Origin of the sequence: Halopiger goleimassiliensis, assembly GCF_000455345.1 — an archaeon.
Classification (GTDB): domain Archaea; phylum Halobacteriota; class Halobacteria; order Halobacteriales; family Natrialbaceae; genus Halopiger_A; species Halopiger_A goleimassiliensis.
Genome location: NZ_HG315691.1, coordinates 83912 through 107158 on the forward strand (window position 1 = coordinate 83912; position 23247 = coordinate 107158).

General features: G+C 65.1%; 21 protein-coding genes. 8 read left to right on the forward strand and 13 right to left on the reverse strand.

Going from position 1 to position 23247, the window contains the following annotated elements; translation table 11 throughout:
- Positions 1 to 65 precede the first annotated feature (65 nt).
- From TX79_RS15250 to TX79_RS15265, 4 genes are all read right to left on the reverse strand, one after another.
- Positions 66 to 2267: a universal stress protein gene (locus tag TX79_RS15250; protein WP_049928510.1), complete on the reverse strand. Its 2202-nt coding sequence runs from the start codon at positions 2265 to 2267 to the stop codon at positions 66 to 68.
- Positions 2268 to 2454: 187 nt separating this feature from the next.
- The gene (locus tag TX79_RS15255) at positions 2455 to 2910 is read right to left on the reverse strand and encodes a DCC1-like thiol-disulfide oxidoreductase family protein (RefSeq protein ID WP_049928511.1); all 456 of its coding nucleotides are present in this window, start codon (positions 2908 to 2910) and stop codon (positions 2455 to 2457) included.
- A 117-nt stretch (positions 2911 to 3027) separates the two neighbouring features.
- Positions 3028 to 3234, reverse strand: a complete 207-nt coding sequence (locus tag TX79_RS15260; RefSeq protein ID WP_049928512.1) for a hypothetical protein — start codon at positions 3232 to 3234, stop codon at positions 3028 to 3030.
- Positions 3235 to 3343: 109 nt separating this feature from the next.
- The gene (locus TX79_RS15265) at positions 3344 to 3718 is read right to left on the reverse strand and encodes a 2Fe-2S iron-sulfur cluster-binding protein (RefSeq protein ID WP_049928513.1); all 375 of its coding nucleotides are present in this window, start codon (positions 3716 to 3718) and stop codon (positions 3344 to 3346) included.
- 139 nt (positions 3719 to 3857) lie between these two features.
- Here TX79_RS15265 and TX79_RS15270 point away from each other — a divergent pair, with 139 nt between their 5' ends.
- On the forward strand, positions 3858 to 6209 hold the full coding sequence (locus tag TX79_RS15270; RefSeq protein WP_081655609.1) for an IGHMBP2 family helicase: 2352 nt from the start codon (positions 3858 to 3860) through the stop codon (positions 6207 to 6209).
- A 270-nt stretch (positions 6210 to 6479) separates the two neighbouring features.
- On the opposite strand, the gene TX79_RS15275 is transcribed toward TX79_RS15270, so the two are convergent.
- A complete protein-coding gene (locus tag TX79_RS15275) occupies positions 6480 to 6908 on the reverse strand; it encodes a hypothetical protein (protein ID WP_154660557.1) in 429 nt (142 codons plus the stop codon).
- A 315-nt stretch (positions 6909 to 7223) separates the two neighbouring features.
- Positions 7224 to 8846, reverse strand: a complete 1623-nt coding sequence (locus TX79_RS15280; protein WP_049928515.1) for a potassium channel family protein — start codon at positions 8844 to 8846, stop codon at positions 7224 to 7226.
- Between the two features lie 96 nt (positions 8847 to 8942).
- On the opposite strand from TX79_RS15280, the gene TX79_RS15285 reads away from it, so the two are divergent.
- Together TX79_RS15285 and TX79_RS15290 are read left to right on the forward strand one after the other, a co-directional pair.
- A complete protein-coding gene (locus tag TX79_RS15285) occupies positions 8943 to 9749 on the forward strand; it encodes an NAD-dependent epimerase/dehydratase family protein (protein ID WP_049928516.1) in 807 nt (268 codons plus the stop codon).
- Between the two features lie 60 nt (positions 9750 to 9809).
- Positions 9810 to 10085, forward strand: a complete 276-nt coding sequence (locus TX79_RS15290) for a DUF7535 family protein (RefSeq protein WP_049928517.1) — start codon at positions 9810 to 9812, stop codon at positions 10083 to 10085.
- Between the two features lie 26 nt (positions 10086 to 10111).
- On the opposite strand, the gene TX79_RS15295 is transcribed toward TX79_RS15290, so the two are convergent.
- Together TX79_RS15295 and TX79_RS15300 are read right to left on the reverse strand one after the other, a co-directional pair.
- On the reverse strand, positions 10112 to 11119 hold the full coding sequence (locus tag TX79_RS15295) for a glutathione S-transferase family protein (RefSeq protein WP_049928518.1): 1008 nt from the start codon (positions 11117 to 11119) through the stop codon (positions 10112 to 10114).
- Positions 11120 to 11201: 82 nt separating this feature from the next.
- Complete coding sequence (locus tag TX79_RS15300; protein ID WP_049928519.1) at positions 11202 to 12182, reverse strand: calcium/sodium antiporter; 981 nt, start codon at positions 12180 to 12182, stop codon at positions 11202 to 11204.
- Between the two features lie 103 nt (positions 12183 to 12285).
- Between TX79_RS15300 and TX79_RS15305 the strand changes: the two genes are divergently transcribed.
- Positions 12286 to 13308, forward strand: coding sequence for a DNA methyltransferase (locus TX79_RS15305; protein ID WP_049928520.1), 1023 nt, complete (start codon positions 12286 to 12288; stop codon positions 13306 to 13308).
- Positions 13309 to 13570: 262 nt separating this feature from the next.
- Here the strand turns inward: TX79_RS15305 and TX79_RS15310 are convergent, their stop codons facing one another.
- A complete protein-coding gene (locus TX79_RS15310; RefSeq protein WP_049928521.1) occupies positions 13571 to 14233 on the reverse strand; it encodes a potassium channel family protein in 663 nt (220 codons plus the stop codon).
- Between the two features lie 166 nt (positions 14234 to 14399).
- On the opposite strand from TX79_RS15310, the gene TX79_RS15315 reads away from it, so the two are divergent.
- Both TX79_RS15315 and TX79_RS15320 read left to right on the forward strand, forming a co-directional pair.
- Positions 14400 to 15845, forward strand: a complete 1446-nt coding sequence (locus TX79_RS15315; protein ID WP_049928522.1) for an NCS2 family permease — start codon at positions 14400 to 14402, stop codon at positions 15843 to 15845.
- Between the two features lie 74 nt (positions 15846 to 15919).
- Entirely contained in the window at positions 15920 to 16165 is a 246-nt protein-coding gene (locus TX79_RS15320; protein ID WP_049928523.1) for a glutathione S-transferase N-terminal domain-containing protein, read from the forward strand.
- Positions 16166 to 16195: 30 nt separating this feature from the next.
- Here the strand turns inward: TX79_RS15320 and TX79_RS15325 are convergent, their stop codons facing one another.
- Positions 16196 to 17167 carry a transcriptional regulator gene (locus TX79_RS15325; RefSeq protein ID WP_049928524.1) on the reverse strand — a complete coding sequence of 324 codons (972 nt, stop codon included), beginning with the start codon at positions 17165 to 17167 and terminating at the stop codon, positions 16196 to 16198.
- A gap of 237 nt (positions 17168 to 17404) precedes the next feature.
- Here TX79_RS15325 and TX79_RS15330 point away from each other — a divergent pair, with 237 nt between their 5' ends.
- On the forward strand, positions 17405 to 18730 hold the full coding sequence (locus tag TX79_RS15330) for a tRNA(Ile)(2)-agmatinylcytidine synthase (protein ID WP_049928525.1): 1326 nt from the start codon (positions 17405 to 17407) through the stop codon (positions 18728 to 18730).
- Positions 18731 to 18784: 54 nt separating this feature from the next.
- On the opposite strand, the gene TX79_RS15335 is transcribed toward TX79_RS15330, so the two are convergent.
- The 3 genes from TX79_RS15335 to TX79_RS15345 all read right to left on the reverse strand — a co-directional run bounded on the left by TX79_RS15335 (position 18785) and on the right by TX79_RS15345 (position 21820).
- Positions 18785 to 19255, reverse strand: coding sequence for a hypothetical protein (locus tag TX79_RS15335; RefSeq protein WP_049928526.1), 471 nt, complete (start codon positions 19253 to 19255; stop codon positions 18785 to 18787).
- 81 nt (positions 19256 to 19336) lie between these two features.
- Positions 19337 to 21328: a hypothetical protein gene (locus TX79_RS15340; RefSeq protein ID WP_049928527.1), complete on the reverse strand. Its 1992-nt coding sequence runs from the start codon at positions 21326 to 21328 to the stop codon at positions 19337 to 19339.
- Between the two features lie 288 nt (positions 21329 to 21616).
- Positions 21617 to 21820 carry a VNG_1110C family protein gene (locus TX79_RS15345; RefSeq protein ID WP_049928528.1) on the reverse strand — a complete coding sequence of 68 codons (204 nt, stop codon included), beginning with the start codon at positions 21818 to 21820 and terminating at the stop codon, positions 21617 to 21619.
- Positions 21821 to 22045: 225 nt separating this feature from the next.
- Here TX79_RS15345 and TX79_RS15350 point away from each other — a divergent pair, with 225 nt between their 5' ends.
- Positions 22046 to 23158 carry an OBG GTPase family GTP-binding protein gene (locus tag TX79_RS15350; protein ID WP_049928529.1) on the forward strand — a complete coding sequence of 371 codons (1113 nt, stop codon included), beginning with the start codon at positions 22046 to 22048 and terminating at the stop codon, positions 23156 to 23158.
- Positions 23159 to 23247: the final 89 nt, after the last annotated feature.

Genomic DNA, 23247 nt, shown 5'->3' on the forward strand with positions numbered 1-23247 from the left:
CGAGACCGACTATACGTAGAGCTGACGGGTAGAGACTGAAGTGAACGTACGGAACTACGGTCGGATCAAAACACGAAGCGTTCGACGAGTCGGCCGATGAGTCCGGGCCGTTTCGACTCGTGCGTGTGGACGCCGACAGCGGGGACGTTCACGGCGTCGATGATCCGATCGGTCGTGCTCTCTCGGAGTTCGTGACCGAGCCGGTAATTCCGGCTCGTCACCAGGAACTCCGCGGATTCGGCCACGCCGATGAGGTCCTCGTCCGACTCTGTCTCGACGATCTCCGTCGTGACCGGTGCCGAGCAGAGGGCGACGAGTTCCTCGTGATAGTCGTCGAGGGTCTCCTTGAAGTCGCTCGTCGCGGACTCCTCGACGGCGTAGACCAGTCTGATCGTCGCACCGAGTTCGCTGGCGAGCGCGTCGGCGATCCGGACCTTCGAGGGATCGTACGGCCCCCGATCGGTGAGAACCGTGATTTCCGAGACGTCGTCGAACGAGCGGTCCTCCGCGAGCAGCACGTCACACGGCGCGTGGCGCAGGATCCACTCGATCGAACCGCCGAGGAACTGCTGCTCGAGGTAGTCGGGACGCCGTTCCAGCAGGATGGCGTCGACGTCCTCGTGCTCGGCGAAGTTCACGATAGCGCGTTTCGTGTCGTGGCTGACGATTTCGCCGTACTGGATCGGCACGTCGAACTCCTCGGAGAGGGCGTCGGTCTGGGCCTCGAACTCGAGGTCGGCCGGCGACTGCGTCTCCGAGGCGTACTCGAGGGGCACCTGGTCGGGAACCTCGTCGAACTGGACGATCGAGACGCCCCCGTCGTGTTTCCGTGCGACGTCGGCGGCGATGCGGACGAGTCGGCGTTCGCGTTCCTCGGTCGTCCCTTCGGCGAGCGCGACCAACACGTCGTCGGCTCGCGGTTCGAGCGACGCCTCGGTTCGATCGACGACCTCCCGTCCCGTCTTCCGGCGGATCGTGTCGACGGCGACCCCTTCGCGATCGGTCCGTGGACGGGCGTAGAACCAGTACCAGGCGACGCTCCCAGCCGTGATGATCACCGCCCCGCCGAGCGCGACGGCTCCCATCTGTGTGAGCAGGACGATACCGCTGAGGATCCCGAACACCTGTACCCCGGGATACAACGGCGATTCGAAACTCGGATCGTACTCCTCGAGGTCGGCGTTCCGGAAGGCGATGACGGCGACGTTGATCAGGACGAACACGAGGATCTGGAACGCGCTGGCGAGTTTCGCGATTTCGAGGACGGGGACGAACGCGATCAGGACGAGCATCACGCCGCCGGTGAGGGTGATCGCGGTCGTCGGCGTCCCGAACCGGGCGCTGACCTCGCCGAATCGGTCGGGCGCGAGATTGTCCCGACTCATCGCGAACGGATACCGTGACGACGAGAGGATGCCCGCGTTCGCGGTGCTGACGAGTGCGAGAACGGCTGCGAGGACGACGGCGACGACGCCCGCCTGTGCGAGCGTCGCTCGGGCGGCGATCTCCATCGGGGTGTTCGTATCCGCCAGTTCCTCGAGCGGGGAGACGCCGACCATGACGGCCACGATGAGGACGTACAGAATCGTCGTGAACGCGAGCGAGCCGAGGATGCCGAGCGGGATGTTCCGATCCGGGCGCTCGACCTCTTCCGCGACGCTCGCGACCTTGGTGACGCCGGCGTAGGAGACGAAGACGAGGCCGGTCGCCGCGAGCAGGCCGCCAGCGCCTTCGGCGAAGAACCCCTCGTAGTTGGCCGCCTCGGACGCGGGGAGTCCGCCGTAGATGAACCACAGCAAGGCGACGAGCATGACGACGACGATGCCGACCTGAAGCCGGCCGGTCTGTTTCACACCCAGGAGGTTGACGCCGATGAGGACGGCGGCGAGCACCAGTGCGACGGGTTTGACCGGCAGGTCGAAGAGCAACACGAGGTAGGGAACGCCCCCGACGAGTGCCAGCGCACCCTTGAACGCGAGCGAGAACCAGGTCCCGACGCCGGCGACGGTACCCAACAGCGGCCCCATCCCGCGCTCGATGTAGATGTACGTGCCGCCGGCTTCGGGCATCGCCGTCGCCATCTCGGACTTGCTCAGCGCGGCCGGGACGACGAGCAGGCCGGCGATCAGGTACGCGAGCACCACCCCCGGCCCCGCGATGTCGACGGCCAGCGCCGGCAGGATGAAGATGCCGCTCCCGATCATCGCACCGATGCTGATGGCCAACACGGCCGGAAGTCCGAGGTCTCGCTCGAGGTCTTTCGTCATGGTAGCGGGAGTACGGGTAGGGTCGCGTCCGGACACGGGGCCGAGACCGCCGTGACGTTCCACTGACCAGTTCTCGTTTGGATTCCCCAACGCCTGTAGGATAAACCCCCGGGTTCACGCAACCCGCGTCGCCGTCGTTGCCGCTCCGGCATCGACGTTCCAGGTCCGAAACTGAACAGCTCGGATGCTACCGGTTCGCCGGTACGTGCGTCGCCGACGCGCTCGCGGCGAGGTCGTCGACACGTTGGCTCGCCGCGGCCGAGAGTGGATACACGTCGTGGTAGGGATCGATGCCCCGGTCGACTCCGGCGACGAATCGGATCGCGTCCGCTATCCGCTCGTAGTTCTCGTCGACGACGTCCTGCACGAGGACGGGCATCCCCGCACGGCGACACACCTCGCTCGCCGCAGCCCGACCCGCCCAGATTCGGTCGGTCTCACAGTCGACGAAAAAGAGCGCGAACGGCGTTCCGTCGAACTGCGCCTCGAGGAACCGTCGCGTGGCCGGATCGTCCCACGCGACGATGCCCACCTCCTCGAGTTGACGAACGGCCGTCGCAGCCGCCGAGCAGAACGGACAGTCGCCGTCGTAGACCAGGATACCGGTGAACTCGGGGTGGACCGGTGGCTGTGATTCCGTCATCTAGTTGTGCCCACCGAGAGCCACGTCGCGGATCCGGAATAGCGTTCGGCCGGCAGGTCGCTACGTCCGGGGCCGTATCCGACCGTGTCCGCTGGGGTCCCGATTGGAGTCGATCGATTACGAGTCGACCGCGAGCGCCTCCACTGCAAGCACGAATCGACGAACGTAGTAGAGCAGCGCCATACCGAATCCGACCCCGATAATCGCTACGTGCAATCCGAGGTCACCGAATTCCTGACCGTACAGCAAGAACACAGTGAGGGCGAGAAAAGCGACGCCGACTGTGGCTTTCGTTTTCGCATCCGGGGAGGAGCCGTCGAGCATACTCCGGCTATCGGACGGCGTTTGAAATACCTGCTGATAAGTCAGGAGAATTGTCACAGTGGGGGAAGCGCGAATCGAGAGGTACTGTGCGTCTCTCACCGGTATCGTCTCACCCGAGTTTCGACCGGCCGGGCGGCCTGCCGTGATCGGCGCGGTGGTGGAGCATCTCGCCGTACCGTTCGACTTCGATCACGCAGTCCGAACGCGGTTTCGCGACGCAGGTGAGGACGAATCCGGCTTCCTCGTCCTCCGGATAGTAGCGTTTGGCGCTCGACTGGTCGAGTTCGCCCTCCACCAGTTTCCCACCGCAGGTGATACACCACCCCTGCTGGCAGTCCGCGGAGAGCCAGATTCCGTTTCGACGGGCGGCCGCCAGAATCGACTCGTCCTCGCTGACCGTGATGGTTCTGGACTCGCCGGCGGCTTCGAGGTCTGCGTCGGACGGAATCCGGAGTTCGACGTCCCACGTCTGCTGATTCGTCACTGGTGACCGGTCGTATGAAGGGTGGACCGGAAAACCTTCGGGACGCAGGCGTCGGGTCGCGTTCCGGTCCGGAACCGGTCGCGTTCCGAATCCGAACCGTTGGGCCTAACGTGACGGATGCCCCTACGAACGCGTAAGTATGCCGACGGTGCTGGTTCGTGGTCTCTCCGAGGAAGGACCCGGCGACATCGTCGGAGCGTTCGCCGGCGAAGCGGACGTCGACCCCGATGACATCGGAAACATCGACGTCAATGACGACGAGGCGGAGGTCGACCTCGCGCTCCCCGAGGACGACCTCGAGCGCGTCGTCGAGCGGATGGACGGCAATCGCGTCGGTCGGTCGGAGGTGTCTGTGACGACGCTCGACGAGCGCACGCGCGAGGTACAGTCCTACATTGACGAGTACGCCCGACTCGTGGAACTCGAGCGCGAGGCCGAGATGGAACGCCACGAGCGGGAGATTCGACAGTTGTCGGGCCGCGAACGCGAGTCGAAGGGGCGCGCGCTGCTCGAGATGCGCGGTCGCGACGAGGGCGAAGGGCTGTCGGGCCACCTCGTCAAGTTCACGAAACGGTACGGCGACGCGCTCCCCGACGTCGAAATCGGCGTCGGCGACCTCGTAATGGTCTCCAAGCGGGACCCACTGCGGGACGACAACCCCACGGGGACGGTCACGCAGGTGACCAACCACTCCGTGACCGTCTCCTTCGAGACGACGCCGCCGGGGTGGCTGTTCGACGACGGCATCCGTCTGGACCTCTACGTCAACGACGTCACCTACCAGCGGATGCTCGAGGCCCTCGAATCGATGCTCGAGGCCGACGCGGATCCCGAGGGTGACGTCCCTCGCGAACACCTCCGGGACGTGATCGTCGGCGTCGACGACCCCGAGGCGGTCTCGAGCGGCCCCGTTCGGGCCGTCGTCGACGACTGGTACGACGAGGCCCTAAACGAGAGCCAGCGCGAGGCCGTCCGGCGGGCGCTTGCAACCGACGACGTCCACCTGATTCACGGCCCGCCCGGCACCGGCAAGACGACGACGGCCGTCGAAGCGATCAGACAGGCCGTCGACCGCGGGGACTCGGTTCTCGCGACGGCCGCCTCGAACACCGCGGTCGACAACGTCGTCGAGTTCCTCGCCGAGGGGGACCACCGGCCGCTGCGGGTGGGCCACCCGGCTCGCGTGACGCCGACGCTGCGCGAACACACCCTCGACGCACGACTCGAGGGCAACGAAACCTACCGCGAATCCCGCGCAGTCCGCGACGAAGCGTTCGACCTGCTCGACCAGCAGGACGACCTTACCGCGCCGTCGGGCCGGTGGCGTCGCGGCCTCTCGGACGAGCGGATCAAGCAACTGGCCGATGAGGGGCGCGGTTCGCGGGGAATCCCGCCCGGGAAGATCGAGGAGATGGCCGAGTGGCTCGAGTTACAGGAGCGCGCGGACGACCTGTTCGACCGCGCGGAACGGCTCGAGCAGGAGGCTATCGCCGAAGAGATCGAGCGGGCCGACGTCGTCTGTACGACCAACTCGACGGCGGGCAGCGACCTGCTGGCGGGCCAGCGGTTCGACACGCTGGTGATCGACGAGGCCACGCAGGCGACCGAACCCTCCTGTCTGATCCCGATCGGGAAGGCCGACCGGGTGATCATGGCCGGCGACCACCGGCAACTGCCGCCGACTATCCGGAGCCGCGAGGCCGAACGCGAGGGACTGGACGAGACGCTGTTCGAACGACTCGCCGAGCGATACGAAAGCGAGGGTAATGAGGATGCGACCGGCGGAACCACGGAATCGCCGGGTGCCGTCGATCCGATCCGCTCGTTGCTTTCCACCCAGTACCGGATGCACGAACGCATCCAGGACTTCTCGAGCGAGCGGTTCTACGACGGCGCGCTCGAGCCCCACGACGACGTGCGCACCCACACCCTCGCTGGCCTACTCGACGACGACCTCACGGGCGATCCCGCGCTCGATCCGTCGGAGCCGCTCGTCTTCGTCGACACGAGCGACGCCGACGCGTCCGAACGCAGCCGCGAAGGGTCGCCGTCGAAGGAGAATCCCTACGAAGCCGAGCGGGTCGCCGCCTACGCGACGCGACTGCTCGAGTCAGGCCTCGATCCCGCCGACCTCGCGGTGATCTCGCCGTACGACGACCAGGTGAAACGGATCGAGGACGAACTCGCCGACCGCGGTCACGACACCGACGCGGTCGAGGTCGACACCGTCGATGGCTTCCAGGGCCGGGAGAAGGAGGTCGTCCTCGTCTCGCTGGTCCGCAGCAACGATCGCGGCGAGGTCGGCTTCCTCGACGAACCTCGACGGTTCAACGTGGCGCTCACGCGTTCGCGTCGGAAGGCCGTCGTCGTTGGCGATTGCGAGACCGTCACCGAGGCGTCGATCTTCGAGGACGTTCTCGAGTACGCACGGACTCGCGGGCGAGTCGCCGACGCGACTGCAGGGCGCGGGAAGACGCCGTCGACGAACTGACCGCAACGGACCGTTTTCTCTCCACACCTCGGCCCTGCATCGGCGTCGCTACCGTACTAAATCGGATCGCGATAGCCACCGGTTTGATCGTGAGGTGTGCGTACAACGTTGCTCGGTCGGTGGCGACGGCTCCACAACGAACGTTGCCTGCGCTGGCGCTCGCGGTGTTCGTGGGCACGTCGGCCGTCGCTGCCAGGTGGTAGAAAGGAACGTGACCAAGAGACGATCTCGAGCGGAGGAAGAAGATCCATCGAGCACATCTCGGCGCAGTTACCGGTATTCCTTATAAGTCAAGTACGCTACGGCTGGCAACAGTAGCCACGCCAGTAAGAATACGAGTAAGAACACGACCGAATCGGTCACACCGAGTAATACGAACGAAACGAACGTGGTCGCAATCGTGCCGCCCAGTACGTTCCACAACGTATCGTTCGTTTCGTCGCTTCCCGTGCCGGATGGAGACGTTTCGAGGTCTTCGACGAATCCACCATCCCCATCGAAGCCGAAGATGGATTCGGAACAGGCGTTACAGATCACGGTCACCTCTTCGACCGACGCCATCTCCTCGTCGTTTCTTTTCACCGTGCCGAGGCCAACAGCCACCATTTCGTTCCCTTCGTACCGTTGCTCGCAGTTCGGACAGACGTACAACTCGACGGATTCCGTAGTTACTCTCGTCTCTTTGACTGTTTCTACCATAGGAAACCAATAGAAATTCTGAGTGATAAGTGTTGGTAGACCCGTCCTCGAGCGGTAGCGGACCCCTGTCGGGCGTTCAGCGTCACTCCGGAAGACTCGGACCAGCCTATTTCCACACGGTCGACGTCGACGCCCCCATGACGAACATCGCCATCACCGGCGCGTCCGGACGCGTCGGCAGGGAAGCCATCGAAGCGTTCTCCGGCGACGACGTCCAACTCGAGCTTTCTCTCACAGCGTGATCGAGGCTCTCGCGACGACGCCCCTCGAGATAGCCGAGTACGAGGGGTCGTCGACGCGGAACCGGGCTCGCGATCACTCGAGTCGGGACTCTAGCTCGTCGATCGCGACGTCGTTCCCGGCGAGCAACAGACTGTCGCCTGCCCGGAACGTAAACGACGGCTCGACGTTGGTGACGGTCTCACCGTTGCGCTCGACGGCGATGAGCGTACAGTTTCGCTCCCGAAATCGGACGTCACGAACTGTGCGGCCGACGAGCGCGTCCGCCTCGAGACGGACGATCTTTAGCTGCCGGTCGAGCGTGAGGATCTCCTCGCGGAGGACGTTCAGCGCCAGCAGTCGACCGCTGATGTCGGGTAAGTTGAGGACGTAGTCGGCCCCGGCCCGCCTGGCTTTGGCCTCGTTGTCCGAGTCGTTCATCCGGACGACGACGTCGAGGTCCGAGGCCAGTTCGCGGGCGACGAGCACCGAGAGGATCGCCTCGGCGTCGTCCGCGATGGCGACGACGAACGTCGTCGCCGATTCGATACCGGCCCGTCGGAGCGTCTCCTCGTCGGTGGCGCTCCCGACGACGTCGACGCCATCCCCGTCCTCGACGTCGACGACCGTACAGTCGACGCCGGCATCGCGCATGACGGCGCTCACCGTGCCGCCGACCTCGCCGTGGCCCGCGACGACGACCGATCCGTCGGCGTCGCTGCCGGTCCCTGCGTAAACCTCGCTCTCGAGCGCCTTGAGTTCGGATTCGTCGCCAGCGATGAGGAGGGTCAACTGTTCGTCGATGGTCGTCTCGGGCGAGGGAGACGTGTCGAACTCGCCGTCGACCCAGAGGCCGACGACCGTCACGGTCGGCTCCTCGATAATGCCCGTTTCCGCGAGCGTCATCCCGTAGAACGGGCTGCGTTCCGACACCGTCACCTCCACGAGCGAGAGGTCCTCGCCGAGCCTGATGACGTCGCTCAGTTGCGGGTTGAGTTCGGTCTGGACGCGTTCGGCGATTCGCTCCGCCAGCAGGTGTCGGGGCGTCACGACCTGGTCGGCACCCGCGTACCGGAGGGGCCGCTCGAGCGTGAGGTCCGCGCACATCACCACGACGTGGATGTGCTCGTCGTGTTCCCTGACGGCGAGGACGCAGCTCGCCGCGTCCTCGTCGTCCGTATCGACGACCACCGAAACCGCATCGTCGACGCAGGCCCGCTCGAGGGCGTCCGCGTCCGTTGGATCACCGTGGATCACCGAGACGTCTCGCTCCGTCAGTGCGAGCACGTCGTCCTGATCCGGAACGACCACGACGTAGTCGACGTCGCGCGCCTCGAACTCGTCGACCAGCCGTTCTCCCCGGGCGGTGTAGCCACAGACCACGACGTGGTCGGTGGCGTCGATGGTTCTCGGGATCGTCGGAGACATCGCTTCCTCGAGGACGGGCTGGAAGACGTACGGAACGACGGTAAAGAGGATCAGAAACGTACTCAAGTCCATCCCGATGACGAAGAGGTTCGCGATCGGCGACTCCCACGGGGCGTCCGAGCCGTATCCCGTCCCGGTGAAAGTCTCGACGACGACCTGCGTCGAGTGGAAGTAACTCGGCGACCGACCCTCGACGACGACTACTACGTAGTGATAGACGAGCGACGCGAGCACGGCGAGAACTACGACCCCGGCGATCGTCCGGACCGCCCGCCGTTGCCATCGTTCCATGCATCGCCCTTTCGATGGCGGCGTAAAGAACGTTCTCAACCGGAGACCGGAAGGCGCTGGGTCCAGCTATTTCCGCGACAGCGGTGTCGGGACCGTATGACGAACATCGCGATCACCGGCGCGTCCGGCACCGTCGGCAGGGAGGCCATCGGAGCGTTCGACGATCGGGACGTCGACCTGACGCTGTTCTCCCACAGCGAGACCGAGGATCTGGAGACGACGACGCTCGAGATCGCCGACTACGAGGAGTTCGTCGACGCGCTCGAGGACCAGAACGTGTTGATCCACCTCGCGGCGAACCCGGACCCGCGGGCCGAGTGGGACGCCGTCCGCGGCCCGAACGTCGACGGCCTCTACAACGCCTACGCGGCCGCCGTCGAGAACGACTTGGAGCGCGTCGTCTTCGCGAGTTCGAACCACGCGGTCAACATGGACAACGCGGTCTCGGGCATCCGCCCGGAGTCGACCGTAGGAACGCCGTCGATCGTCCGCCCCGGCGATCCGCCGGACCCCGACACCTACTACGGGGTGACGAAAGTCTTCGGCGAGGCGATGGGGTCGTACTACGCGAAGCGACACGGACTCGACGTCGTCACCCTTCGGATCGGCTGGCTGCTCACTCGCGACGAACTCCGCCAGGAGGTCGCCGACCGGGACGCCTCCGGCGAACGGTTCGCCCGGGCGATGTGGCTCAGCCCAGGGGACTGCCGGCGGGTGATCGAAGCCGCGGCGACGACCGCCCTCGAGACCAACCCGATGGTCGCCCACGGCATCTCGGACAACACCGAGCGGTTCCTCTCGCTGACGGAGACGATGCAGGGACTCGGCTATCGGCCGCAAGACGACGCACAGGCGGTTCTCGACGGCGGGGACGAGGGTCGGGACGGACTCGAGACGGGCTGACGACCGACTCGCGTGGAGGGTATCGAAAGACCGAATATCGGACCGGACGAACTCTCAGCTATGTCCACTACAGTAGGCGAGTCGACGGGCTACGTTCCGAACCTGCAGATGTCCGCGTTCGGATACGTCATCGCCGCGGTCATGGTGATCGTCCTCCTGCCTGCGCTCCCGATCATCGCGCTGGCGTGGGTACTCTGGCGGGTGTTCGTGATGGACGAGCCCACGGAGTCCCGGTACGAAACCTGGCGAAACGATCCGAATCGGAAACGTCCCGAACTACCGTTCGAACCGGAAGAAGAAGAGGAGGAAACAGAACAGGCGGAGGCCGAAGCCTGAGCGGTTCGAACCGATCGGAACGGCGGTCAGTCGTCCGCGCTTGCAGGAGCCAGATCGGCGGGCGGGCTACCCGGTAATTCGTCGCGGTCGTGGGGCGCGTCGAACGCGAGGTCCGGACCCCGGGCAACGATCCGATGGGGGTTCACGTCGGGGTGGGTCGTGTAGTAGTGTTCCTTGATGTGGTCCATGTGTACCGTTCGTGCTACACCAGGCGTCTGATAGAGATCACGGAGATAGGGCCAGAGGTTGTCGTACTCGCGGACGTACTGGACGTTACACATGAAGTGTGTGTGGTAGACGTTGTCGAACCGGACGAGCGTCGTGAATATCGCGACGTCGGCCTCGGTGAGCCGGTCCCCCGCGAGGTACCGTTGCTCGCCCAGCACCTCGTCCCAGTGATCTAGCGCGGCGAAGAGGTCGTCGACGGCCTCCTCGTAGGGCTCCTGCTCGGTCGCGAACCCCGCGCGGTAGACGCCGTTGTTGATCGGTTCGTAGATTTCGTCGAGGATCCGGTCGACCTCCTCGCGGTATCCCTCCGGGTAGAGGTCGACGTCCCGTTCCGCGTACTCGTCGAACTCGGTGTCCAGCATCCGCATGATCTCCTTCGACTCGTTGTTGACGATGGTGTCCTCTTGCTCGTCCCAGAGGACCGGCACCGTCACGCGACAGGTCGCGTCCGGGTCGGCCTTCACGTACAACTCCCGGAGGTAATCCGCGTCGTGGACGTGATCGCGCGTACAGCCTTCCTTCTCGGGCGTGAACTGCCAGCCGTCCTCGTCGCGGTACGGGTCGACCACGGAGACGGAGATGGCGTCCTCGAGCCCCTTCAGCGCGCGCACCACGAGCGTCCGGTGGGCCCACGGACAGGCGTAGGACACGTAGAGGTGATACCGGCCGGCTTCGGGCTGGAACCGCGCGTCCGGTTCGTCGTGGATCCGGTCGCGGAACGTGGTCTCCTGGCGCTGGAACGAACCGTCGTCGTCGGTCGTCTCGTACGCGTCGGTTCGCCACTCACCGTCGACGAGCATGTTCATACCCGAGCGTTGGCACGCAAGCGGGAAAGGCCCTCGCTAACACCACCGTTACCGGTCGCTCGGTTCGGTCGGAGAGTTCCGATCAGAGGAGGGCGCTCGCGACCCAGTAGCCGAGTCCAAGGGCGAGGAGGCCGACGCCCTCGAGGCGGCTCAGCCACCGCCCAGTGGCGAGGACGACCGTGGCGTACGCCGTCAGCACGCCGAGCCAGGCGAGACCGAAGAAGACGGCGGCATCGACGACCATCGGCCGGGCGACCGCGGCGATTCCCAGCACGCCGAAGGCGTTGAAGACGTTCGAGCCGACAACGTTGCCGGCAGCGATGCCGACGTCGCCCTGTCGGGCCGCCACCGCGGAGGCTGCGAGTTCGGGCATCGAGGTACCAGCAGCGACGATGGTCGCGCCGATCAGCCACTCCGAGACGCCACCGGCAACCGCGAGCGTGACTGCGGCGTCGACGAGCACACGGCCACCGCCGACCACCAGCACGAGGCCGGCGACGACGCGCCCGATCTCGAGGCCGTACTGCACGTCGTTCGGTGGACCCGTTTCGGTCCCCGGTTCGGCCGTGGGCGCGTCGGTCGACTCCCCATCCCGACGGATCGCCAGCCAGAGCGCGCCGAGATAGCAACCCAGCAGGACGACGAGTGCCACGCCTTCGGCCCGCATCAGGAGGCCGTCGAAGAGGACCAGACCGGCGACGGCCGTCGCCGCCGCCATCGCCACGGCGTCGCGTCGGACCAGCGACTCGGCGACGCGAAACGGGGTGATGACGGCGACCAGCCCCAGAATCACGCCGATGTTGAACAGGTTCGAGCCGACGGCGTTGCCGACCGCGACGTCGCCGCGTCCCTCGAGTGCGGCCCCGGTCGAGACGACGACCTCCGGGGCGGACGTGCCGAAGGCGACCACCGTGAGGCCGATCACCAGCGAGGAGATTCCGGCCGCGCCGGCGAGTCTGGAGGCCCCGGTGACGAGCAGCCGTGCGCCGATCCACAGCGCGGTGATCGAGACGACGAGCGCGACGACGTTGCCGGCGACTCCGGCCGACGGCGGCACTGGCATCCAGTTTGCCTACGAATGGGGAGGTAAAAAGCGTCGGGCACTCGGACGGCGGGACGAACGCCACGAAAGCGTTTATGCGGTCCCGGTGAGCACTCGAGTCGTAATGGCTGACGACGGCGACGGCCACCGGCAGAGTCGCCTCTTCACGGACGACGACGGCGGGTTCGACGCCGAACGGGCCCGCGAGGAGTCCCTCCCCGTCGAGGACGGGGAGGTGATCGACACGGACGACCTGGCCGACCACCAGCGGTACGTCGAGGGGCGCGGGATCTACGACGAGCGCAACCGGCTCAACGACCTCACCGGCAAGGAGTGGAAGTACGCCACGAAGTCCGTCATCGCGGAGGGGTATCCGCCCGCCGTCCAGCACGACCTGCGCAGCGAACACGGCGGGCAGAAGCCCCCGCGGCTCTGTGCCGACCTGATCGGGCGGTTCAGCAAGGCCGGCGACACCGTCCTCGACCCCTTCGCCGGCGTCGGCGGCACGCTCCTGGGCGCGAGTTTCTGCGAACACGAGGGGACCGGCCTCCGGGAGGCGATCGGCTTCGAGCGCAACGAACGGTGGGTCGAACTCTACGAGGAGGTCCTCGAGCGCGAGAACGCCGAGCGCCGGGCACGGGGCGAACCGCCGCTTGCCCCCCAGGAGCTGCGCCACGGCGACTGCATCGACCTGATCGAGGACGTGCCCGACGACTCGGTCGACCTGCTGCTGACGGACGTCCCCTACTGGCACATGGACGAACTCGAGCAGACGCGCAACGAGCGGGCCACCCGCGAGAGCAAACTGGACGCGTTCGACGGCGACGGGGACGCCGACCCGGAGTGGGAGACGAAAGACGCATGGCTCGAGGATATGGCGGCGAAGTTCGACCGCTTCACGGAAGCCGTCGCACCGGGCGGACACGTCGTCGTCTTCATCGGCGACATGTACCGCGACCAGTCCTACGAGTTCCTCTCGGCGGACCTCGCACGAGCGATCGAGTCGGCGACGGGACTGACGCTGGCGGCGAACCTGATCTGGTACGACCCGACGAAGGACCTCCACGTCTACGGCTACCCGTTCTCGTTCGTTCCGTCGATGGTCCACCAGAACGTGCTCGTCTTCCGTGTTTCGGACGATCGATAACTGCGTCAGACGATCGGATGACAACAGTCTGACGCGGTTTTATGGGTGTTCGACGAGACGATACGGATGGCGCGCACGAACGGCAACAACCCCCATCCACCCCGTCCGCGCGCCACTTTCCGCCGCTCCCGTTTCCCGATGCGGTGATCGAGGTGACGTGCGAACGATCGGACCGTTCGGGCTACCGGTACGCTCCCGCCACGTAGGATTCCGGTGGCCTGTTTCCCCCGATTCTCGAGCCCAAACCGATGCCTAGTCGGTACTACGCCGACGCCGGCGTCAACGTCGACCGGACCTCCTCTGCCCGATCCGTTTCCACGATGAGCGCGACCTCGTCGCCGACCTCGAGTTCGGTGCCCGGGAGCGGAATCGTCAGGGACTCCTTGGCCCGCCCGTGGGCGTAGATCCGCGCCGACTCGGGGAGGTCGAGTTCGCTGATCCGCTTGCCGACGGCCGGTGACCCCTCCTCGATCTCGAGGACGGTCAACTGCAGGTTCGTCGCGAGGTCGGAGACGACGTTGAAGTCGCCGCCGAGCATGGCCGTCTTCGCGCCCGCAGCACCCAGTCGTTCGGGGTAGACGATCTCGTCGACGTCGGCCGCGTACTTCTCGTAGATGTCCTGTCGGTAGTCCTCGTCGATCCGGAGAACGGTGCGACAGCCGTAGTGAGTGCCGACCATACAGGCCGCGAAGTTGGCGTTGAGGTCCGGCGTGAACGCCCCGATCGCGTCGGCCTCGGCGATCCCGGCGTCGACGAGGACGCTCTCGTCGGCACCGTCGCCGTGAAACGCTTCGAACCCCTCTGTCTCGGCCCGTTCGACCCGATCCGGGTCGTCGTCGACGATCGTTACGTCGTGTCCCTCCTCCGCCGTGATCTCGGCGGTTCTCGAGCCGACTCGACCGTATCCCACGATAACGAATCTCATGCGAGTACGTACGCCACGGGGACCCATATAGTTGGTTCCGACGCCGGCGTGCGCTCGAGCGAGGCTGCTCTTCCCTCCACTGGTATATGCACGAATATGCAATACAAATCGATAACCGAGACAGGAACTTTTAACTAACTGGTGTAGCTATGCTCGAACGTCCAACATGGGGGCATCCGACACCATCGCCGACTTCTTCGAGTTCGACGAACACGACACGGATTACCGGACGGAGACGATCGCGGGTCTGACGACGTTTCTGGCAATGGCCTACATCATCGTCGTCAACCCGTCGATCCTGGCACCGGCCATCTTCGGTCTCCCACCCGAGGAACTCAGCCCGGAATCGACGACCGAGATCGGCGGATCGATGTACACCTTCGCCGAGGTCCAACAGATGCTCGCGGTCGTCACGATTCTCGCCTCGATCGTCGCGATCGTCGTCATGGCGGTGTACGCGAATCGACCGTTCGGTCTCGCCCCCGGGATGGGGTTGAACGCCTTCTTTACGTATACCGTCGTTCTCCTGCTCGGCGTCCCGTGGCAGGTCGCACTCGCCGCCGTCTTCGTCGAGGGTATCGTCTTCATCCTCCTGACGGCCGTCGGCGCACGAAAATACGTCATCGAACTGTTCCCCGAACCAGTGAAGTTCGCCGTGGGGGCCGGTATCGGCGTTTTCCTGCTGTTTCTCGGGCTCCAGGAGATGCAACTCGTCGTCACGGATCCGGCGACCCTCGTCCAGATCGGTAACGTCCTCGAGCGCCCGATCGCGGCGTTCTCGCTGCTGGGGCTCGTCGCTACGCTGTTGCTGTACGCACGCGGCGTCCGTGGATCGATCGTGATGGGCATTCTCGGGACCGCTATCGTAGCGTGGCTCCTCACGCTCGCAGGACTCGTCGAGCCGGGGACGATTACGGACGGCGGAATCAGCGGTGCACAGTACGACTTCACCCCGTTGTTCTGGGGCTTCGTCGACGGCCTCGGGATGATCGGCGACGATCCGCTCCTCTTCGTCCTCGTCGTGTTCACGTTCTTCTTCGTCGACTTCTTCGACACGGCGGGGACCCTGATCGGCGTCTCCCAGATCGCTGGCTTCCTCGACGAGAACGGCGACCTCCCCGAGGTCGAAAAACCGCTGATGGCAGACGCCATCGGAACGACCGTCGGTGCGATGATCGGCACCTCGACGGTAACGACCTACGTCGAGTCGTCAACTGGCGTCGAAGAGGGTGGTCGAACGGGATTCACGGCACTCGTCGTGGGACTCTGTTTCCTCGCCGCACTCGCTCTCGTCCCCCTCATCACCGCGATTCCGACCTACGCGAGCTACATCGCTCTCGTCGTCGTCGGTATCATCATGCTCCAGGGGGTCGCCGACATCGACTGGGAAGACCCCGCCTGGGCCATCGCCGCCGGCCTGACGATCACCGTGATGCCGCTGACCGCCTCCATCGCAAACGGCCTCGCCGCGGGGATCATGAGCTATCCACTCGTGAAAACCGCGATGGGTGAATCGCGTGACGTCTCGCTCGGGCAGTGGGTGCTCGCGATCGTCTTCGTCGCCTACTTCGCCATCTATTTCGCCGTCGAGGCCGGCCAACTCACCTTCTGACCGGCGGCTCCGAGGTGGCGGCAAGCTACCATCCGACCGGTGGTCTCTTACGCGTCAGTCGACTACCAGATGCTATGGCAGACATCACGCTGTACGAGCTTCCCGGCTGTCCGTACTGTGCGAAGGTTCGCTCCAAACTCGACGAACTCGAGCTCGAGTACGACGTGATCGAGGTGCCGCGCAATCACGACGACCGGACGCAGGTGAAGGAGGTCAGCGGACAGACGGGCGTCCCCGTCATCACCGACGAGGCGAACGGCGTCGAAGGAATGAACGAGAGCGACGACATCGTCGACTACCTGGAAGAGACGTACGCCTGAGGGTCGTCGGGTCGTCGGAACATCGGCCGATCAGGCCGCTTCTTCCCTGTCGGCCCGCTCCCGGATGACGTCCTTGAGGTCGTCGGCCTCGCGGAGCGTCTCGAGTTCGTCGCGTTCGATCAGGGCCGTGCCGTCGACGGAATCGCGCTTGGCGCGGTCGACGACGTAGACCGAGTGGGTGCGGGTCACGCGGCTGATCGAACTCATGATGCGGGCGCGTTTCTCGGCGGCCTTGGTGAACTCGGAGTGACCGGTGAGGACGACCTCCTCGTCGCTTTCCTCCTCCTCCTGGCTGACGGCCTTGAACGGCGAGCGAACCGTCGGGTGGACCCGATAGCCGGCCTGTGTGAGGACGGCGACGACCTGTTCGTCGTCGGGGTCGGCCTCGGGGTCCTCCGGGGTCGACTCGGTCTCGTGGACGTCCTCCGCGCCGTCCAGCACGTCGACCGGGCTGGTCAGCGGCGCGTCGAACAGTTCCTCGAGTTCCATCGCGACTTCGACGGAGGCGTTCATCCCATCCTCGTACTTCGAGACGGTGCGTCGGGAGACGCCGAGTTCCTTCGCCAGTCGGCCGAGGCTCCAATCCCTGTCCTCTCGTTCGTCGGCGAGCAGGTCGCCGTCGATGTTGACGTACAGCCCGCCGGGTGCCGCGTAGATCAGCGGCGGGACGTCCTCGATGAAGAGATTGTAGGCCGTATCCGGGCTGAAGACCGGGACGCCGTGTCGGAAGTAGACGACGTCGGGTTTCAAGTCCTCGTCGCGGCTCCGGAGGCCGATCACGAGCGGCGTCGCGTCGAGATAGGTACCGAGCCGTCGCATCTCGTGACCCGTCGCCTCGTTGAACGCGTCGATGTTTCCGAGAATCTTCACGAGCAAGAGATCGTCGCCACGGCGAGCGGCGACGTCGAAGCTCTTCGGCCGGATCGCACACCGGTCGCTAACCACGAATCCCGCATCCTCTAACATCGCGGTCACGTTGCCGACCAGTGCGGAGCGGGACATAGGGGGATGTAAGCTATTCCTCGTATAAGACGTTTTCCCCGGTATGTCCGGTTCCCGTGTGGTGGTTCGCTCCCGAACCGGCGGTAGAATTACATAGGATCGTTCGCCCTCGGGCGGTTCTGGTCTGCCGAGCAGCGGCGGGATCGCTTTCTCGAGAGCGGACCCGACGAGGGACCGACGGCCTCGTTTGTGGCCGATCCCGAAAGTCGTTACCGCCTCCCCCTCCAAGGACCGTCGATGACGATCGTCGGCCTCGACGACACCGACTCGCGCGAGCGGGGAATGTGTACGACCTACGTCGCCGCGCGGATCGCAACGCGACTGCGCCGGACACTCGACTCCGACGCCGACCCCGTCTCCCGTATACTGCTCGTTCGGCTCAATCCCGCCGTCGAGTACAAGACCCGCGGGAACGCGGCGCTGGCGATCCACGTCGACTGCGACCCCGACCTGGCCTTTTCCGTCGCCCGCGAGACGCTCGCGTCGCTCGCCGAGACGGCCGACGAACGCACGCATCCCGGGCTGGTCGTGGCGGATCACGACGCCGGTCCGGCGTCGATCCCGGAAGCCGTCGCACGGTTCGCCGAGCAGGCCGTCCGCGACCACCTCGAGATCGACGACGCCCGCGAGCAGTGCGACCGACACGGCTACCGCACGTGGCACGCTGGAGACGGCCGGGGACGGATCGGCGCGCTCGCGGCGGTCGGCGCTTGGCGGGCGTGCTCCGAGTGGACCTACGAGTACATCTCCTACCGCGACCCCGAGCGCTGGGGGACCCCCCGCGAGGTCGACCCCGAGAGCGTCTTCGCGGCCGCCGACTGGGGGTATCCGGCGGCGTGGGACACCGTCGATCGCGGCGAGAGCGAGACCGTCTGTGTCCCCCATACGCCCGGGCCGATCCTCCACGGCATCCGCGGCGACGACCCGGAGGTCGTGCGTCAGGTCGCCGAGCGAATCGAGAGCGAACCCGTCGACTCGAGCCAGTTGTTCGTCACGAACCAGGGGACCGACGCCCACCTTCGGGAGGGCACGATCGGCGACGTACGAGACGGCCGTGCCTATCGCGTCGACGGACGCGTCGCGACGCCGCCCGAGACGCGTCGCGGCGGCCACGTCTTCTTCGACCTCATGTCGCCGGAGACGGGGGCTGACCCCGACGAGACGGAACGCGAGGGGACGGAGCGCCTCGAGTGTGCGGCCTTCGAACCGACCAAACGGTTCCGCGACCGCGTCCGCTCGTTTCGCGTCGGCGACCGACTCACCGTCTGTGGCGAAGTCTCTCGCGGGACGCTCAAACTCGAGAAGGTCGCGATTCGCGACCTCGTGAGGACCGAGCGGGTAACGCCGACCTGTCCAGACTGTGACCGGCGGATGGAAAGCGCCGGCCGCAACCAGGGGTATCGCTGCCGCGAGTGCGGGACGAGTGCACCGACCAGGGAAGAACGCCCCCTCGAGCGTGACCTCGAAGAAGGGTGGTACGAGGTCCCGCCGTGTGCACGCCGTCACATCGCGAAGCCGCTGGTTCGTGGCGGATTCGACGCACCGACCCACCCGGAGCGATAGCGACGCGCGGGTACCTGTCCCGCGTCGCCGTCGTTGGACGTCCACTGGGGTCGGTTACTCGAGCCATCGCTTCACGCGTTTCGTGCCCTTCGTGTACAGTTTGCCGAGTTTCTGCCAGAGCTTCGTCAACTTCAGCGTTTTCGCGATTTTACCGGTCTTCAGCAGTTTGAACGTCTTCAGCCCCGTCAGCGAGTGGACGAGGTGGTTCACACCCTTGAAAAACGTGAAGAACGGGAGCGTCAGAAGGACGTCCAGCCATCGATCGCTGACGAACGCTTTCCGGTCCTCGTACAGCGCGAAACTCGCCGCCAGTTCCACCACGAAGTACGCGAGAAGCCCCGCGTTAAGATACGGCTTGTATGGATACAGCGGATGGTCCGAGGCCGTCAGGAACTCCAGATAGAGCAGTACCGGGATGAGCAAGAGTGCGACCGGCAGCAGTTTGTCGAGGTGCGTTTTAACTGCGTAGACGCGTGACTCGCGTAACTCCGCGTCGAGTTGCTCGAATTCCGTCGGCCCGCTCACGGCCGATTCGTTTCAGCACTGGAACGTAAACGTTTAGAAAGCGTTCGAACGTGAGTCGCCGGTTACCGTCGACGCGTCGGGTTAGGGCTGCCGTCGGGCCAACAGCAGCGCCACGACGGCACCGATAGCGGCCAGCCCAGCGGACGGTCCGAAGCCGGGAATGCCGTCACCGTCGTCGGAATCGACGTCGAGATAGCTCACCGCCGCTTCGGTGTCCATCTCGGGGAACTCGCGGTCTCCCTCGCCGGACTCGTAGACCTCGGTGTCGTCGTCAACGAGGCCCTGTTCGGCGAGCGTCTCCCGATCGAGTGCCTCCCCGTCGGAGTCCTCGACGTAGACGTACGTCGTGGCCTCACCGTCCTCGAGTCCGCCGGTGACCTGCTTCAGTACGACGTTGTCGCCGATGATACCGTCCTCGAGGAGCGATTCCGCGCTGTCGAACTTCGCGCCCGCTTCGAATTTGACGGTGTCGCTGTCGAAGTCGAGGTCGACTTTCGCGATCTCGAGTTCGGACTCCTCGAGCGCGGATGCGAACGTCCCCATCTGGTCGGCGTCTTGCTCCTGCCGGATCGCGTCGGCGAACGAGGTGAGCGCGGTCTTGGCCAGGTCGTCCGTGCCGATCTCCACGTTACCGTCGACGTCGATTTCGCCGTCTTCGGTGACGGCGTTGAACTCGAAGACGACGCGTTCGTCGCTTACGTCGATCCCGCGGTCGGCGAGTTCGTCCGTGTAGGTGCCGTAGTTCTCCGTGTCGCCGGTCGCCGTCGCGTCGATTTCGATCCGGTTGTCGTCAGTGATGGTCGCGCTCGCGTCCCACTCGACGGTCGACTGGAGGTTCGCCGCCTGCTGTGCCTCGAGTCGGGCCTCGAAGTCCTCGAACTGGTCGCCGAAGAGGTTCTCGTCCTCGAATTCGCCCTCCATCGAAGCAGCGCTAAGTTCGATGACGGACTCGAGAAGCGGCGCATACTCGCCGATCTCGATCGTCCACGTGGCATCGATCCCCTCACTGCTCGTCGTGAGATCGAACTGGACCGTCTCGATATCGACGTTCGTCACCTGCTCGGCGATCTCCTCGGCCTCCTCGCGCTCGAGGTCGGCCGTCGAATCGTCGGCGAGTTCGTCGGCGAGGTTGTCCGCGAGTTCGTCGACCCCCTCGTAGGTGATCGTGTAGTCGAGTTCCTTCCAGTAGGTGTCGACGCCCTGCTCTTCGAACTCGTGGTGGTCGATCTCGACCGTCACGTCGCCGCCGAGCTCGTCCGCGAGGTCTTCGTACTGCTCTTCGAGGGTTTCCTTCGCGTCAGCCTCGGTCCCCCACTGTTCGGCCGGATCCGTGAAGAACGCCTGCACGATCTCGTGCTCGGTGACCTCGAGCACGTAGCCGTTTCCGGTTCCCGAGAGTTCGAACGCGACCGTCTCCTCGGGCGAGTCTCCCGTCGCCATCGGACCGGCGTCGAAGTCGACGCTCACGTCGCCGGTCGTCCGGAACGTGTCGGCGCTCGTCTCGATCTCACCGGACGTCTGTACGGACTCGAACATCCCTCCCTGCTGGGTCGTCGACGACAGCTGCTGAATGCCGCCCGTCTCGCCGCTGCCGATCAGCGCGTAGACGTTCGCGTCGAACTCGTTGGTCTCGGCGCTTTGTTCGCCGGTGATCTCGACGTCGAGGTCCTCGATCTCCGGCGGTTGTTCCATCGTGAGCGCGCCGCTGGCCGAGAACATGTCGTCCTCGAGAACGGCGCTCAGGCTCCCGTCGACGTTCTCAAGATCGTCGTCTTCGACGTCTTCGGCGATCAGGACGTGTGCCAGTCCCTCGGTGACGTCGGCACCGATCTGGAACTCGTCGGCTTCGGTGTCGTCGTCCGCGTAGACGAGGACGCCGGTTCCGTCGTCGTTCAGGTGCAGTTCGTCGGCACTCCCGAGGGCGTCCGGATCGGCATCCCCACCGGCCTGGGTCACCGCACCGGCCAGCCCGCTCGTCACAAGCACCGAAAGCACCACGAGTACCGCGAGACCGAGCGCTCGCCACGAGCGCCGTCTCGGAACTGTTCTCGTGTCTTTCGTATTCGTAACCATGTACGTTCTGTTTGCAGCACTCACTTATAAATGTTCAAACTCTACTTTCCCGATAAAATGACTGGATAGGATGCTAGAGCGGGTTACCGGCGCAACCGCTGTCTGGGTCGCGTGACGGTAGAATTCGGTTCCGACTGAAAGGAGTAGCTGTCGCCTCGTGACGGGTCGACCGTATTCCGCCTCCGTTCGTGGGTAGCAGGCCGATAAACGGCAGGAAGCGCCCCGCCTGCATCTGCGGAACCGCTAGGGCTCGACTCGGAGCAGTTCCCGAAGGGAAACGGGGACCCGTCAGGAAACGCTGACGCCCTGTCGGACGAGAAAGTCGCTCGCCGCCTTGATCTCGACGGGACTGCCGATGATACGACAGTACTCCTCCCCCTCCTCGAAAACCGTGACGGTGAACTCTTCCTCGAGTTGGGTCTCGAGGTTCTCGAGCGTCTCCTGGGGGAGGACGATCTGCGTACTGTCACGCAGTCGCGCCGGATCGGGCATCCTACGGATCGACGTTGTCCGGCTCGGCGTTTATGCGTATCGAAGTACGTTTGTATCGGTAATGAGTCGGTTCGAGCGGCGTTCGTGCCCGCTCCGAGCAACGAGTCGTCGGACAGGCGAACGCCCGCCATCTTCGCCAACGGCGGCGACGGGCGCTGCCGTTCGACGCCTTTGACCGGCCGGCATGGAAAGTGTTTTTCGGCACGGGCGGTTGGATACTGACAAATGGGGCTCGAGGAGGAGATCGAGGAGATCGAGGAAGAAATCGCCAACACGCCCTACAACAAGTCGACGGAGGCCCACATCGGTCGGCTGAAGTCCAAGCTCGCGGAGAAGAAAGAGGAACTCGAGAAACGCCAGTCCGGCTCCGGCGGCGGTGGCGGTTACGCCGTCGAGAAACACGGCGACGCGACGGTCGCGCTGGTCGGCTTCCCCAGCGTCGGCAAGTCGTCGCTGCTGAACTCGCTGACCAACGCCGAGAGCGAGACCGGTTCCTACGAGTTCACGACGCTGGACGTCAATCCCGGGATGCTCGAGCACCGTGGCGCGAACATCCAGTTGCTCGACGTCCCCGGGCTGATCGAGGGTGCCGCGGCGGGCCGTGGCGACGGCCAGCAGGTGCTGTCGGTCGTCCGCAACGCCGATCTCATCCTCTTCGTCCTCTCGGTCTTCGAGATCGAACAGTACGATCGCCTCCATGAGGAACTGTACGACATCAACATCCGCGTCGACGAGGAGCCCCCGCGAGTCACCGTCCGCCGCAAGCACAAGGACGGCATCAAGATCACCTCGAGCACCGACCAGGACTTAGACGAGGGGACGATCAAGGACGTCCTCCGCGATCAGGGGTACGTCAACGCCGACCTCAACCTGCAGGAGAACGTCACCATCGACCGACTGATCGACGGGCTGATGGACAACCGCGAGTACATTCCCTCGATCACCTGCGTCAACAAAGTCGACCTCATCGAACCCGACTACAAGGAGACCGTCGACGAGCAACTCCGCGAACGTGGCCTCGATCCCGAGGAGGTCACCTTCATCAGCGCCGAGGAGAAGAAGGGCCTCGACGTACTCAAGGACCGCATCTGGGAGAACCTCGGCCTCATCCGCGTCTACATGGACAAACCCGGTCGCGGCGTCGACTGGGAGGAACCGCTAGTCGTCGAAGAGGGGACCACCGTCGGCGAAGCCATCGAGAAACTCGGCGGCGAGATGGAAGAGCGATTCAGGTTCGCCCGCGTGACGGGTCCCAGCGCGACCCACGACGAACAGCAGGTCGGCCAGGACCACGTACTCGAGGACGAGGACGTGCTCAAGCTGATTTTACGGCGGTAACGTCTATCTCTCCGGCTCGCTCGGCGGCGACGTCGGTTGGGATCCGTGACAGTCGCCGACCTGTGTGAACGAATAGCATTATCCGCCCG

Coding starts and splice junctions, on each gene's coding strand:
- TX79_RS15280 (WP_049928515.1), bottom strand. CDS start 8,846: ATGGAACGATGGCAACGGCGGGCGGTCCGGACGATCGCCGGGGTCGTA.
- TX79_RS15325 (WP_049928524.1), bottom strand. CDS start 17,167: ATGTCCCGCTCCGCACTGGTCGGCAACGTGACCGCGATGTTAGAGGAT.
- TX79_RS15295 (WP_049928518.1), bottom strand. CDS start 11,119: ATGAACATGCTCGTCGACGGTGAGTGGCGAACCGACGCGTACGAGACG.
- TX79_RS15350 (WP_049928529.1), top strand. CDS start 22,046: ATGGGGCTCGAGGAGGAGATCGAGGAGATCGAGGAAGAAATCGCCAAC.
- TX79_RS15340 (WP_049928527.1), bottom strand. CDS start 21,328: ATGGTTACGAATACGAAAGACACGAGAACAGTTCCGAGACGGCGCTCG.
- TX79_RS15275 (WP_154660557.1), bottom strand. CDS start 6,908: ATGGTAGAAACAGTCAAAGAGACGAGAGTAACTACGGAATCCGTCGAG.
- TX79_RS15300 (WP_049928519.1), bottom strand. CDS start 12,182: ATGCCAGTGCCGCCGTCGGCCGGAGTCGCCGGCAACGTCGTCGCGCTC.
- TX79_RS15310 (WP_049928521.1), bottom strand. CDS start 14,233: ATGAGATTCGTTATCGTGGGATACGGTCGAGTCGGCTCGAGAACCGCC.
- TX79_RS15290 (WP_049928517.1), top strand. CDS start 9,810: ATGTCCACTACAGTAGGCGAGTCGACGGGCTACGTTCCGAACCTGCAG.
- TX79_RS15305 (WP_049928520.1), top strand. CDS start 12,286: ATGGCTGACGACGGCGACGGCCACCGGCAGAGTCGCCTCTTCACGGAC.
- TX79_RS15315 (WP_049928522.1), top strand. CDS start 14,400: ATGGGGGCATCCGACACCATCGCCGACTTCTTCGAGTTCGACGAACAC.
- TX79_RS15255 (WP_049928511.1), bottom strand. CDS start 2,910: ATGACGGAATCACAGCCACCGGTCCACCCCGAGTTCACCGGTATCCTG.
- TX79_RS15345 (WP_049928528.1), bottom strand. CDS start 21,820: ATGCCCGATCCGGCGCGACTGCGTGACAGTACGCAGATCGTCCTCCCC.
- TX79_RS15270 (WP_081655609.1), top strand. CDS start 3,858: ATGCCGACGGTGCTGGTTCGTGGTCTCTCCGAGGAAGGACCCGGCGAC.
- TX79_RS15320 (WP_049928523.1), top strand. CDS start 15,920: ATGGCAGACATCACGCTGTACGAGCTTCCCGGCTGTCCGTACTGTGCG.
- TX79_RS15260 (WP_049928512.1), bottom strand. CDS start 3,234: ATGCTCGACGGCTCCTCCCCGGATGCGAAAACGAAAGCCACAGTCGGC.
- TX79_RS15285 (WP_049928516.1), top strand. CDS start 8,943: ATGACGAACATCGCGATCACCGGCGCGTCCGGCACCGTCGGCAGGGAG.
- TX79_RS15330 (WP_049928525.1), top strand. CDS start 17,405: ATGACGATCGTCGGCCTCGACGACACCGACTCGCGCGAGCGGGGAATG.
- TX79_RS15250 (WP_049928510.1), bottom strand. CDS start 2,267: ATGACGAAAGACCTCGAGCGAGACCTCGGACTTCCGGCCGTGTTGGCC.